This is a genomic window from Pseudomonadota bacterium (assembly GCA_039196715.1).
Classification (GTDB): Bacteria; Pseudomonadota; Gammaproteobacteria; order CALCKW01; family CALCKW01; genus CALCKW01.
Genome location: JBCCUP010000028.1, coordinates 20,895 through 33,694, shown reverse-complemented (window position 1 = coordinate 33,694; position 12,800 = coordinate 20,895). Strand labels below are relative to the sequence as shown.

Below are 12,800 nucleotides of genomic sequence, written 5' to 3'. Positions count from 1 at the left end.
TGCCCGACCGGCTTTCCTCAGCGCACCACGACCGGCAGCACCACCGCCTCGGCCCGCGCCGTGCCGAGCGTGCCGGCCGCGTCGAAGGCCGCACGCAAGCGGTTGCCGGCGACGTCCTCGAGCGCCGGCGCAGCAACCAGCTGGGCATTGTCGGGCCAGGCGCGAGCCGGCGTGAACGACCAACTCGTGCCGTCGGTCGCGCGGGTGCCGTCGAGCGGTGCGCCGTCGCCACCGCGCACACGCAGAAAGCGCTGCAATGCGAGTGTGTCCATCGCGCGGTCGAAGCGAACCTCGAGAGGGTGGCGCGTGCCAGCCGCAGGCGACGAAACGCGCCAGGTGTCCGGCGACACCGCGCGGCGCTCGGCTTCGCCGACGGTCAGCGCGTGGTGCACGGTGTCCCCAAGCGGCACACCGGCTGCGCTCCGCATGCGACCGGAGACCACCAGGCGGTAGCGCTGACCGGTTTGCAGCGGCGCACCAACGCGCGTGTTGGGCCCGACGCCCTGCTTGATGCGGCCCGGGTCGAACACCAGCGTGAGGTGCTGCTGGCGCCGATCCCAGAGCTCGGTCGGGGTGGCGAGGAACGCGCCTGCGACCCGCACGCCGCCCTCGGATTCGAGCCAGACCGCTTCGCGCACCTGCCCGGTGGCCATGGGCTCCGAGAAGCGCAGGTGCACGCGCAGCGTGTTGGCAGGCCACACCGCAGCCGACGGCGAGACGCCAGCGAGCACAGGTGGTTGAGCCTCGGCGGCCGGCACCCGAAAGGCGACGTCCACCGCATCGGCTGCTGCAGCGCCGGCTGCCGTCCCGATCGAGAGGCGGTACGTGGCGCCGGGCTTGAGCGCGAAGCGCGGTGACACCGCCAGGCCGTGGTCGTGGCGCGCGACGCGCACCAGCATGCCACGCGCCTCCGGCTTGGCGTCGAGCTGCAGGCGTACGGCGACGTCGCCGTTGACCACCGATTGCGCAAGCCCGGTACTCACGCCACCCACCGTGACGACGCGCAACGCCGGGTCGTAGTCGACCCGGGGCTGCGCGGCCGCGAGTGCCGCGGCAGAGAGGCTGGCGGCGAGCAGCGCCCGCCGCAGCCAGGTGTGACCCCGTGCCATCAGTTGTAGCTGAGCGGCGGCGCCGACTTGTAGCCAAAGGGGTCCGGGCCGTCCGCCCAGTTCATCTCAACCACATGGTCGGCCCGGTCGAAGAAGAACGGCATGGGCAGCGTGTGCAGCTGGATGTTGCGCGTGTCTTCGGGGCTCCGCCGCACCACCACGGCCCAGGTCGCGTCGACGGTGTCGAGGTGGAGCGTGCCACTCAACGGCATCGGCTGCTGCGCCACGCCCGCGACCGCGAACACCGGCTGCACACCCTCGCCGTGCGGCATCGCCTCGGCCGTCGCGACCGCGTCGGCCGACAGCGTCACGGCGCTGCGGTTGGTGTTGGTGACAATGAAGTTGTGGCTCTGATCCCAACCGTTGACGTAGGGCACGATGTCGATCGGCGTGTTGCCAAAACCCATCTCACCGATCATGGTGCCGCGCACCTCGGCGCCGTCCTGCAGGTCAGCCAGCGGGATCCGCACGATTGGCGTGCACGCGTACACCGCGACCAGGGTGGGCTCGCCGTCGAACTCGGTGACGGTCTGGGTGATGATCGGCGCGCGCGTCTCGTACTGCGCGTGCACGGCGTGCCAGATCTCGATCGATGACGTCGCCACCGTGTCGGTGAACGGGTAGGCCATGCGGCGAAGCGTCGAGCTGAAGGACGCATCCGAGATGCCGGAGACAAACAGCTCGCCCTGGTAGTGGTCGATGTCGGTGATCGCAAGGCCGTTCAACGGCTGCCCGAACTCCAGGGTGTCGTCGGTCGGCACCGGGCCGACGCTCTGCACGGTCTCAGCCGCGTCTTCGATCGCCAGCAATTCGACCGCGCCCTGGTTGACCTTGAGCAACACGGGTTCGGCGTCGGGGCCGGTGCCACGGTGCACCGACAGCACAATCTGCTTGCTCGGCTTGTGCACCGCCATGTCGTTGATCGTGATATCTGCGGCGTCGACGCCGAGCAGCGCCGCAATGGCGTGGTCGAGGCCGTCGATCAGCGTGCGCCCTTCGAAGGTCTGCGCGCGTCCGAGCGCGTAGCCCGACTGGTCGTCAAAACCGCCCTCGCCGAAGTCGAAGGCGCGCACCACCCCCGCCTTGCTGTCACCGACAAAGAGCACGTTGCCGTCGTTGAAGGCGAGCGCGCCCGCTGATTGCATCGGGCCACTGCCCGCGTGGGCCGCCGCTGTCAGGGCAAGGGCCAGCGCCGAGGCGAGCGCCGTTGCGTTGCGTGAAAGCATCTTTGCATTCCTGTTGAGAAGAGGAACGGCGAGTCTATGTCGACCTCAATAACAGTCACAGACAGCAGTTTGGGATAACTGTGTTCACTTTTTTAGTCCACTTCAGCCAGTCACTCCCAAGCGGAAGGGTCGAACACGGTGTCCCCCTTCAGACCGCCCCCGCACCCCGCGCCCAGCAGGGGCGCTGTGTCGAGCGGCACACTCCGCGCGACCACACCGACGGCGAGTGCAGGCAAGCGGTACCCCATGGCACAGCGGCCTTACTCGTACGTGTTCACCCGGTCGTCGGACATCGCCTGCCGATCCGCAACACAGGTGCGCTTGCAGGACGTCAAGACTCTTTTTTCAGACACCGACAGGCACTCACCGCTCAAGGCCATCGGGGTGTTGTCAGCTGCGAGCACGTCACTCTGATTGCGGCGACCGCACGACCACAAGTTGCTAGACTGTGCGCCACCGGCGCTGCCGGTGCCGGCGTGCGTATCGCCCCCCATTCAATCACCTGTGACTCGTGCGCCCCGCGCGTGACAATGAGTAGACACCATGTTCAATCGGCTTCTGTGCTTTTTCGCCGCGACCCTGTTCCTCTGCCCCGTTTTCGCGGAAGACCCGCGGCTCGCCAAGATCATCCCGGTCACGTTCGACGACGGCAACGTCACGCGCACGTTTTTCGGCCGTGTGGTCGCCAAGCAGACCGTCGACTACGCCTTTCAAGTCAGTGGTCAAATCACCGAATTGCCGGTGGTCGAAGGCGACACAATCGAAAAGGGTGCGACGATCGCCAAACTCGATCAGGAACCGTTTCAGTTGGCATTGGACCAGGCAAAAGCACAAAAAAACCAAGCTGACCGCGCACTCGCGCGCAACCAACGACTGCAAAACGCGGTCAGCCGGGTCGCACTCGAAGACGCCCAGACCAGCGCCGAGCTGACTGACATCGCCTTGCGCAACGCGCAACGCGACCTGAATAATGCAAGCTTGTACGCACCCTTTGAGGCACTGGTTGCCACGCGCAACTTCGACAACTTTTCGACCGTGTCGGCGGGTACACCTGTGGTGAGACTGCACGACATGTCCGAGCTCAGAATCGAGATCGAGGTGCCGGAGATTCTGTTCCAGCGCGCTGGCGAAGACCCCGATGTCGAGCTTTGGGTCACTTTCCCGACGAGTGACACCCGCCATGCACTCGAAACCCGCGAATTCAACGCTGAGACGTCGGCGGTTGGGCAGTCTTTTCGAATCACGCTGGGCCTGCCGCGCCCGCCAGGGTTGGTGGCCTTGCCCGGCTCCTCGGCAACCGTCACGGCGACACTCAAAGGCGGTGTACCAAGCATTGTAATACCCCGATCGGCGGTCCTCACGCGCAACGATGGCAGCACACAAGTCATGGTGTTCGAACCCACCGGCGCGGACGAGGGTACCGTCTCGGCGGTCGATATCAGCATTACACCCACCGACAGCGGCGGGGTCGCTGTGGTCAGCGGGCTCTCCGGCGGTGAGGAGATCATCGCAAGCGGCGCCTCGGCCCTGACAGACGGTCAGTCCGTCCGCCGATTTACCGGATTTGCGAAGTAGACGCCGGCCATGAACATCGCGCGATTGTCCATAGACCGGCCCATCTACACGTGGATCATCATCCTCAGTTGCCTGCTCGGCGGGCTCTGGGGATTTTCGTCACTCGGCCGACTCGAAGACCCGGCGTTCACGATCAAAACCGCCGTTGTGGTCACGCAGTACCCGGGCGCCTCCGCCGCCGAAGTGGCACGTGAGGTCACCGAACCGATCGAATCCGAAATCCAGAAGTTGGCCGAGGTCAAGGAAATCCGGTCGATGAACCAGCCAGGTTTGTCGTGGATCACGGTGGACATGGAGGACCAGTTTGACGGCACGGAGCTGCCGCGCATTTGGGTCAAACTGCGCAACCGCGTCGCCGATGCCACGCTGCCAAGCGGCACCAGCACACCGTTTGTCAACGACAGCTTTGGCGATGTCTTCGGGCTCTACTACGCGGTAACCGCTCCCGGGTACTCCGACGCCGAGATCTACGACCTCGCCACCTTTCTGCGGCTGCGTTTATTGGCCGTCGACGGCGTGGCGGATGTGTCTCTCAGTGGCGTGCCCAACGAAGTGATCTACGTTGAACCGGACTTGTCACTGAGCACCAACCTCGGCATCTCCCCCGCGGTTATCCAGGGCGCTCTGAGCAGTGCCAACGAAGTGCAAGACGGTGGCAGTGTCCAGGACACAAACGGTCGATTGTTGATTCAACGGCCTGAGGGCGACGACAGCGTCGAAGAAATCGCTGGCCTGGCCATCGGCGTTGGCGATCACCTGCTGACAGTCTCCGACTTTGCCGAGGTCTACCGGGGCCGTGAAGCGAATCCGAACATCGTGATTCGCCACAACGGAACAGAGGCGTTCACGCTCGGGGTCGCAGGTGTCGGCACCCAAAACATCGTGGACATCGGGCACCGCGTGGATGCGCAACTGGACGCGCTTGCTGCCCAGATCCCACTCGGGGTCACCGTATCGCCGATTTACCAACAACACCTGGTCGTCGAGGAGGCGAGCAACGACTTTATCGTCAACCTCGCCATGTCGGTTGGCATCGTGGTCACGGTGTTGGCCGTATTCATGGGGTGGCGTGCCGCGCTGAACGTCGGGTCGACACTGTTGCTGACGGTTGTGGGGACGCTGCTGTTCATGGCGTTTTTCTCGATCGAGATGGAGCGCATCTCACTCGGCGCCTTGATCATTGCCATGGGCATGTTGGTCGACAACGCGATCGTGGTTGCCGAGGGCATGCAGACGTCGATGAAACGCGGCATGACATCGCGCGACGCGGCCGACGATGCCGCCAGCAAAACGCAAATTCCGCTGCTTGGCGCAACCGTCATCGCCATCATGGCGTTTGCCGGTATCGGCCTGAGTCCGGACGCGACCGGTGAGTTCCTGTTCTCCTTGTTCGCCGTGATTTCGATTTCTCTCTTGCTCTCCTGGGTGCTCGCGCTCACCGTCACACCCCTGCTCGGACACTACCTGTTCGTCACAGGATCTCCCTCGGCTTCCGGCAGCGACAGCACCTACGACGGCCTCCTGTTCCGCGCTTACGCGAACACGGTCCGCCTGTGCCTGCGTTTTTGGTGGCTGGTCATCGCCCTGTTGGTGCTGGTCACGGCCGCGTGCTATGTCGCCTTCGGCTCAATCAAGCAGCAGTTTTTCCCGGACAGCAACACGCCACTCTTTTTCGTCCACTACAAGCTTGAACAGGGTGCGTCGATACACGAGACCTCACGCGATCTCGACGTCCTCGAAGGCTGGCTGCTCGAGCAAGCCGACACGGTCGCTGCCACAGCTTACGTTGGCCAAGGGGCCGCACGCTTCATGCTCACCTACCAGGCTGAGGATCCGAACCCGAGCTACGGCCACATCATCGTCCGCACCGCATCGCTCGACACCATTGCGCCCCTGATTGCCGATCTGGACCGGTTTGTTGCCACCAACCTTCCCCACGCCGAGGTGCGCGCGAAACGCCTCGCATTCGGCCCTGGCGGCGGTGACCCGATTCAGGTGCGGTACTCGGGACCGGACCCCGAGACGCTACGCGACCTCGCCGACCGGGCGATCGACACCTTGAAGTCGACGTCGACAAATATCATTGCGCCGCGACACGACTGGCGCGAGCAGGAGCAGGTCTTGAGGCCGGTGTATGCCGAGAACCGCGCGCAACAGGCGGGCGTATCGCGCAGTGACGTCACCGACACCTTGCGGTTTGCCACCACGGGTGTGTCATCCGGGGTGTTCCGCGAGGGCGAGCGGCAACTGCCGATCGTGTTGCGTACGCCTCGCGACGCCAATCTCGATCTGACCGACTACACCGTGTACTCGGATGCAGCTGGCGGCGTTGTGCCGTTCCAACAGGTGACCGACGGGCTCGCATTTGAGGCGCAGAACACCCTGATGATGCGACGCGATCAGCTGTACACCATCACCGTCGGTGCAGATGTGCCCAAAGGCATGACCGCTGCCGAAGTGCAAGCCGAGATCACGACCGCCATCGAGGAGCTGCCACTGCCTGCAGGGTATCAATTGGCCTGGGGCGGTGAGCTCGAGAGCGCAGGCGACGCACAGGCAAGCCTCGGCCGGCAGTTGCCGCTCAGCTTGATCATCATGGTCTTGATCTCGGTGTTGCTGTTCAACGCGCTGCGTCAGCCGCTGATCATCTGGCTGCTGGTACCCATGTCGGTCAACGGCGTGAGTCTCGCCCTGCTCGGCGTCGGCCTGCCGTTTACCTTTACCGCCCTTTTGGGTCTGTTGTCGCTCTCGGGCATGCTGATCAAGAACGGCATCGTGCTCGTCGAAGAGATCGACATCACCCGGCGCGAGCAGCCGACATGGCCACTCAAAGAGGCCATTGTCACCGCGTCTACGTCGCGACTTCGGCCGGTCATCCTCGCCGCCGCGACGACCATTCTCGGCATGATCCCGCTTATCTCGGACGCTTTTTTCCAGTCCATGGCGGTCACGATCATGGGCGGGCTTGCGTTTGCGTCGATCTTGACGCTGATCGCCGCCCCGGTGTTCTACTACGTGTTTTTTGCGCGAGGCGAGCGCCAGACGCCCGCTGTGGCCAGTTGATGGCGTCATAACAGGTACAGGCAAGTTGCAGAGGGTCACGTCGGTCAGTGGCACGCCGCAGCTCAGGGTCAGCCAGTCACAGGCGCGTTGCTCGGTCAACGCGCCGATCACGTGGTGATCGAGCGGATGCTGTCGTGACACCGCGCAGACCGCATTGCACCGTCGCCTCAACCGCGCGCCGGGCCGGCACGCGGTCCAGGGCCAAGGGCATCTAGGCTGCGGCGCTTGCGCCGAGCGCATCCAACACCGGAAAGAGCTCGGCCGGCTCGGGCCGGCGCGTGTAGTCCGGGTTCACCTCCGCGTAGGCGACGGTGCCGTCGGTGTCGATCACGTAGCGCCCGGGCATCGGCAGGTTCCACTGACCGTCGCCGTGGATGCTCGGCAGGTCCACCTTGAACGAGCGGAACACCGGCTGTACGTAGGGCTGCACACGCCAGCGCAAGCCGAAGGCGTCGGCGACGTTGCCGCCCACGTCCGACAGAATCGGGAAGCTCAACCCGTTCTCGCGTTGCGACTTTCGGCTCTGCGCCGCGTTTTGCAAAGAGATGGCGACGAGCTGGGCACCGCGGGCGCGGATGTCGTCGGCCACCGCCTCCAGGGCCTGCAACTCCAGGTTGCAGTAGGGGCACCACGCGCCGCGGTAGAACGACACCACGACGGGGCCCTCGGCGAGCAGGGTCTCGAGTGCGACCGGGTTGCCGTCGGGGTCGTGCAGGACGAACGACGGTGCGGCGTCGCCGGCCTTGAGTGTGCGTTCCGCCTGGCCGCTCTCAATGAGTTCCCGGGTGGAGCGCTCGAAAGCCTCGACCGCCTCGGCGGGCACCTGGGACGTGAACTGGACCTTGAAGGCATCGAGTTTTTCTTGGAGTGACATGCTGTGAACCTCGTACAGGGTAAAGGGGTCATCACGCCGGTAGCCCATCAACGAGCGGCATCGGCGTTGGGTTTCATGGTCGGCCCGAGCGGACCAGTTCGGTAGACGGCCCGCGCGGCTAACGGTTATTCGCGGTGTGCATGGGACTTTCGCTTATCGCAACCCCGGCTCCGCTCGATTCAAGGAAAGGCACCCCCAACCGTGGATGCCTTCACACCGGAGACGCCGGGCTCAGCGCCGACTCAGGCCCGCGCGCGGAACCACTGGCGCACGTCGTTGACGTCGAACGCCAGCGACACCAGATTGATCACCAGCAACACCGTCAGGAACGTCTGGTAGAGCGCGCTGCCGCCCGGCGAGGCGAATACCAGCATCAGCACCTGTGGGGTCCAGGGCAGGATGAGGCCGGCGGCCGCGAGTTTGGTGAAGCCGCCGGACGCCACGACGATGGCCACCGTGAGCGCCATGCCGCCGATGGCCAGGGCCGCGATGAGCGCACCGCCCGGTTCGTCGAGGAACGCGAGCGTCGCGAGGTTTACCGGGCCGAGCACGACGTTCATCCAGAGCTTCACCCAGGTGGGCAAGGCGGCGTAGGACGCCATGATCCGCGCTGAGCGGCCGGGGGCGTGTGTGTGGGTTGCTGTGGTCATGAGAGCACCTGTGAGTTGTGTGGGTTGTCGACGCGGTGTGTTGCGTCTGACGGTCAGTGTTGTTCATTCACTTTGCAATCGGTAGAGTGCTCTCGTGGTTTTTGGATATACGAATTTCGAATGACAGAAGACATCAATGCACTGCGGCTCTTCACGCGGGTGGCGCGCACCGGCAGCTTCACCGCCGCCGGCAAGGAGGCGGGCCTGTCGCAACCCTCGGTGTCGCGCATCGTGTCCAAACTCGAAGCCGAGCTCGGGGTCGCGCTCCTGACACGCACCACCCACGCGGTGCGGACCACCGAGGCGGGTGAGGAGTACCTGAGCCGGGTCGAACCCATCCTCGCGGACATCGAGGAAGCCAACCACGCTGTCCGCGGCACCGGCGAACTGCGCGGCAGGTTGCGCATCGGCGCGGCCACGAGCTTTGCCCAGCGCGAAATCATCCCGGCGCTGCCCGAATTCCTCGTGAGCCACCCGAAACTGAAAGTCGACCTCGTGCTCACCGACGCCAAGCAGGACCTGATCAACCAGGCCATCGATGTCGCCGTCCGCTTCGGGCCACTCGAGGACTCGACCATGGTCGCGCGCGCGTTCGGCACCACCCCGCGACTGCTGGCGGCGTCCCCGGCCTACCTCGAGCGCCACGGCACGCCCGCGTCGCCGGCAGACCTGGTCGACCACCAGATCATCCTCGGCCCATCGAGCGCGAGCCGCACGGGCTGGAAGTTCGAGAAGGACGGCAAGGTGCAGTCGGTGCGGGTCGAAAGCCGGCTGATGATCACGGTCAACGAAGGCACCACCGCCGCCGCGACAGCGGGCCTCGGCATCGTCAGCACCGCGCTGTGGGGCTGCAAGGCGGAGCTGGCGAGCGGGACGCTGGTGCGTCTGCTGCCCGACTGGGACCTCGGTCACATCGAGGTGAACGCCCTGCTCGCGGGCGGCAAGGGCACCAAGCCCTCGGCCCGCGCGTTCACGGCCTACTTGCAGTCGGCCCTCGCGTCACAGGCCGCCGACACCGTCGGAGCAGGCTTGTGATAACGCAGCCACGCTGTTCAGCCACACCGTCCATGTGAGCGTGCACACGCCGTCGATTCGCTCCCACCACCGGTGTGTTCTACCGTGGCAACGCACCCAGCCACACCACGCAAGGGGAACCCGATGAGCGACAACACACAACAGGCCATCCAGGCGGTGGAGACCGAAATCTTTGAGCTCACCCGAAAGCTCACGGCACTGCGCACAGCGGCCGCCCCGATTGCGGTCCCGAACTACACCTTCGACACCCAGAGCGGCAGCGTGTCACTGCTGGACCTCTTCTCGGACAAGCGCCAACTGCTGGTGGTCCACAACATGGGTCAGGGCTGCCGCTACTGCACGCTCTGGGCCGACGGCTTTAACGGGTTTTTGCCGCACCTCGAGGCCACCCTGTCGGTCGCGCTTGTGTCGAAGGACACACCCGAGGTGCAGCGCCGCTTTGCCAACGCGCGCGGTTGGCGCTTCCGCCTGGCCTCGCACGGCGGTGGCGATTACATCCGCGACCAATCCGTGCTGCCCGGGCGCGACAACGTGCCAGGCTGTGTGGTGTACGAGCGCGAGGGCGACACCGTGTTGCGCAAGAACAGCACCGTGTTCGGCCCGGGCGACCTCTACTGCCCGGCCTGGCACCTGCTCGCGCTCGCGGGCGTGGGCACAGACACGTTCACGCCACAGTACAGCTACTGGCAACAACCGGCCGAGTTGGACGACGGCGGTGAGGATCGCCTCTAGTCACACGGCGACCTGCCTCCACTGGTCGATGTTCAGGCTCCAACCAGGTCGTTGAGCACGCGACGCGGGGTAGCCGTCCCACCACTGGTATGACACAGGACGCCAACGTCCCTCCTCGACCTCGTGTCTGCCTGAAACGGGTACACGCTCGACGCGGTGTACAAATGCAAATAAGAAGCGTTATCATTTGCCACCCAGTGCTGAGCCACAGCATTACCCCGTTAGGACAGGTGACACACATGCTCCACAAACCCCATGGAATCTGCGGGTCAGCGGCGCTGTTTTGCGTACTGACAGCGCCCGCCTTCACCGCAGTAGCCCAGGATAGCGACGAGCAGATCGACGCGATTGAAACCGAACAGCTCGTGATCATCGGCTCGCAAATCGAGTTGGCTGGTCCGGCACCTGGTGGCCAGGTCGCCGACGGCGGCCGGGCGGGCATGCTCGGCAATTTGCCCTACCGTGACCTGCCCTTCAGCGGCTCAGCCTACACCGAGGCATTCGCGCAGGACTTGCAGGCCGACGGTGTGGGAGACGTGTTGTTGAGCGACCCGTCAGTCCGTGTTCAAAAAGGTTTTGGCAACTTTCAGGACGTCTATCAGATCCGCGGTTTCCCGGTTTTCTCCGACGACCTGACCTTCAATGGACTCTATGGCGTCGTACCACGGCAATTCGTGGCTGCACCGCTGGTTGAGCGCGTCGAGGTGCTGCGCGGTGTCAACACCTTCGTGAACGGCGCGGCCCCGGGCAGCAGTGGTGTGGGTGGCTCGGTCAATCTGGTACCCAAACGGGCACCCGACGAGCGTATCCGTCAGTTCACGCTCGGCTACGAGACAGCAGGCACCCTCTTTGGAGCAGCGGATTTCGGCCAACGGTTCGGCACGGATGGCGAGTGGGGCCTGCGCACGAACGCCGTGGTACGCGGTGGCGATACAGCAGTCGAGGACAGCGAACGTGATCTCAGCGCACTCTCTTTCGGTGTCGACTACGACGGCGACCAGCTGCGTTTTACCGCAGACATCGGCTACCAGGACAACAGCATCGATCGGCCGAGGCCGCAGGTGACGCCCACCGGCGCTGCGCCAACCCCACCTGACGGGGACACCAACTACGCCCAGGACTTCACCTTCTCCAATGAAGAGCAACTGTTCTTCACCACACGCGGCGAGTACCGGTTCACTGACAACGTCGTTGGCTGGGCCGCGTTGGGCATACGCGACGGCAAAGAAGAAAACGACCTGGCCAACCCCAACGCCGACGAGAATGGCAATTTGCAAGCGCTCCGATTCGTGAACGTGCGCGAGGACGACATCAGCTCACAGGATATCGGGCTTCGGGCCGAGTTTGACACCGGCGGCGTCGGACACACACTGGTCGCAAACGTCTCGGCGACGCGCTTTCAGTTCGACAACGCCTTCGCGTTTTCGGATTTCAGCCGATTCTCTGGCGGCACGCTAGAAAACCCGGTGCAGGTGGCCCCGCCCGCAACCACCGCGTTTGTCGGCGGAGACCTCAACAACCCATTGACCACAGAAGACGCGCGTACCAGCAGTGTGGCGATATCGGACACGCTGTCCTTCATGGACGACAGTGTGTTGCTGACACTGGGCGCACGCTCCCAAACGATCGAGCAAAAGACGTTCAACGCCACCACGGGTGCGCAAGAAGGAGACATAGACAGCGACGCGGTCACTCCGGCGCTCGGCATCGTCTACAAACCCAACGCGCGCTGGGCACTTTTTGCAAACGCCGCGGAGGCGCTTCAGCGTGGTGCCGTCGCGCCGGCAACGAGTGGCGGCAATCCTGTCACGAACGCCGGTGAAATCCTCGATCCGCTGGTGAGTGAACAGATCGAGCTGGGAGCGAAATACGGTGACGAACGCTTCGGCTTCGGTGTCAGCCTGTTCTCGATCAGCCAGCGTAGCGCAATCGTGGTCAATGACACCTTCACCGACGCCGGCGAGCAAGTGAACGAGGGCATCGAAATCACCATGCACGGTGAGCCGACAGCCGGTCTGCGTCTACTCGGCGGTGTGACCTTGCTGAGTGCTACGCTTGATCAAACTCAGGGTGGGATCAACCAGGGGCAAGACGCGGTCGGAGTCCCTGAAACCATGGCGAATTTCGGCGTTGTGTATGACGTCGCTTCAGTCAGCGGTCTCACCGTGGACGGTCGTGTCATTCACACCGGCTCACAGTACCTTGACGCTGCCAACACGCTCTCGGCTGACAGCTGGACGCGACTTGACCTCGGCCTGAAGTACCAAACGCGACTGGGTGGACGCCCTGCAACACTGCGTGCCCGAGTAGAAAACGTGACGGATGAGGCCTACTGGGCATCTGTCGGTGGCTTCCCGGGCGCAAACTACCTTGTGCAAGGCGAACCGCGCAGCATCAGCGTGTCCCTGACCAGTGACTTTTGAGCGCAGTTTCATGCGCGGGGTCCAATCGGATCGCCCTGTTGGGCGGTCCGTGCCACGTGACACGCAGGCCCGAGGGGAACCCGGCGTTCACGGTATGCTTCATCAGGTCGGAG

General features: G+C 64.4%; 9 protein-coding genes. 5 read left to right on the top strand and 4 right to left on the bottom strand.

The window, feature by feature from the left end:
• Positions 1-17: 17 nt before the first annotated feature.
• Both AAGA11_11440 and AAGA11_11435 read right to left on the bottom strand, forming a co-directional pair.
• On the bottom strand, positions 18-1,109 hold the full coding sequence (locus AAGA11_11440) for a hypothetical protein (protein MEM9603468.1): 1,092 nt from the start codon (positions 1,107-1,109) through the stop codon (positions 18-20).
• Complete coding sequence (locus AAGA11_11435) at positions 1,109-2,335, bottom strand: hypothetical protein (GenBank protein ID MEM9603467.1); 1,227 nt, start codon at positions 2,333-2,335, stop codon at positions 1,109-1,111. The genes AAGA11_11440 and AAGA11_11435 overlap by 1 nt, the downstream gene beginning before the upstream one ends.
• Positions 2,336-2,878: 543 nt before the next feature.
• On the opposite strand from AAGA11_11435, the gene AAGA11_11430 reads away from it, so the two are divergent.
• Both AAGA11_11430 and AAGA11_11425 read left to right on the top strand, forming a co-directional pair.
• Complete coding sequence (locus AAGA11_11430) at positions 2,879-3,910, top strand: efflux RND transporter periplasmic adaptor subunit (protein ID MEM9603466.1); 1,032 nt, start codon at positions 2,879-2,881, stop codon at positions 3,908-3,910.
• Between the two features lie 9 nt (positions 3,911-3,919).
• Entirely contained in the window at positions 3,920-6,973 is a 3,054-nt protein-coding gene (locus AAGA11_11425; GenBank protein ID MEM9603465.1) for an efflux RND transporter permease subunit, read from the top strand.
• A 211-nt stretch (positions 6,974-7,184) separates the two neighbouring features.
• On the opposite strand, the gene AAGA11_11420 is transcribed toward AAGA11_11425, so the two are convergent.
• Positions 7,185-7,847: a peroxiredoxin-like family protein gene (locus tag AAGA11_11420; GenBank protein MEM9603464.1), complete on the bottom strand. Its 663-nt coding sequence runs from the start codon at positions 7,845-7,847 to the stop codon at positions 7,185-7,187.
• Between the two features lie 242 nt (positions 7,848-8,089).
• Positions 8,090-8,497: a hypothetical protein gene (locus AAGA11_11415; GenBank protein ID MEM9603463.1), complete on the bottom strand. Its 408-nt coding sequence runs from the start codon at positions 8,495-8,497 to the stop codon at positions 8,090-8,092.
• Positions 8,498-8,617: 120 nt separating this feature from the next.
• On the opposite strand from AAGA11_11415, the gene AAGA11_11410 reads away from it, so the two are divergent.
• From AAGA11_11410 to AAGA11_11400, 3 genes are all read left to right on the top strand, one after another.
• Complete coding sequence (locus AAGA11_11410; GenBank protein ID MEM9603462.1) at positions 8,618-9,532, top strand: LysR family transcriptional regulator; 915 nt, start codon at positions 8,618-8,620, stop codon at positions 9,530-9,532.
• Positions 9,533-9,655: 123 nt separating this feature from the next.
• Complete coding sequence (locus AAGA11_11405; protein MEM9603461.1) at positions 9,656-10,264, top strand: DUF899 family protein; 609 nt, start codon at positions 9,656-9,658, stop codon at positions 10,262-10,264.
• Between the two features lie 239 nt (positions 10,265-10,503).
• On the top strand, positions 10,504-12,687 hold the full coding sequence (locus AAGA11_11400; protein MEM9603460.1) for a TonB-dependent receptor: 2,184 nt from the start codon (positions 10,504-10,506) through the stop codon (positions 12,685-12,687).
• The last annotated feature ends 113 nt before the right edge of the window (positions 12,688-12,800 follow it).

What these genes read in the sequence shown, in the direction of transcription:
- AAGA11_11435 (MEM9603467.1), bottom strand. Translation starts at nt 2,335, where the DNA reads ATGCTTTCACGCAACGCAACGGCGCTCGCCTCGGCGCTGGCCCTTGCC.
- AAGA11_11415 (MEM9603463.1), bottom strand. Translation starts at nt 8,497, where the DNA reads ATGACCACAGCAACCCACACACACGCCCCCGGCCGCTCAGCGCGGATC.
- AAGA11_11420 (MEM9603464.1), bottom strand. Translation starts at nt 7,847, where the DNA reads ATGTCACTCCAAGAAAAACTCGATGCCTTCAAGGTCCAGTTCACGTCC.
- AAGA11_11400 (MEM9603460.1), top strand. Translation starts at nt 10,504, where the DNA reads ATGCTCCACAAACCCCATGGAATCTGCGGGTCAGCGGCGCTGTTTTGC.
- AAGA11_11410 (MEM9603462.1), top strand. Translation starts at nt 8,618, where the DNA reads ATGACAGAAGACATCAATGCACTGCGGCTCTTCACGCGGGTGGCGCGC.
- AAGA11_11425 (MEM9603465.1), top strand. Translation starts at nt 3,920, where the DNA reads ATGAACATCGCGCGATTGTCCATAGACCGGCCCATCTACACGTGGATC.
- AAGA11_11440 (MEM9603468.1), bottom strand. Translation starts at nt 1,109, where the DNA reads ATGGCACGGGGTCACACCTGGCTGCGGCGGGCGCTGCTCGCCGCCAGC.
- AAGA11_11405 (MEM9603461.1), top strand. Translation starts at nt 9,656, where the DNA reads ATGAGCGACAACACACAACAGGCCATCCAGGCGGTGGAGACCGAAATC.
- AAGA11_11430 (MEM9603466.1), top strand. Translation starts at nt 2,879, where the DNA reads ATGTTCAATCGGCTTCTGTGCTTTTTCGCCGCGACCCTGTTCCTCTGC.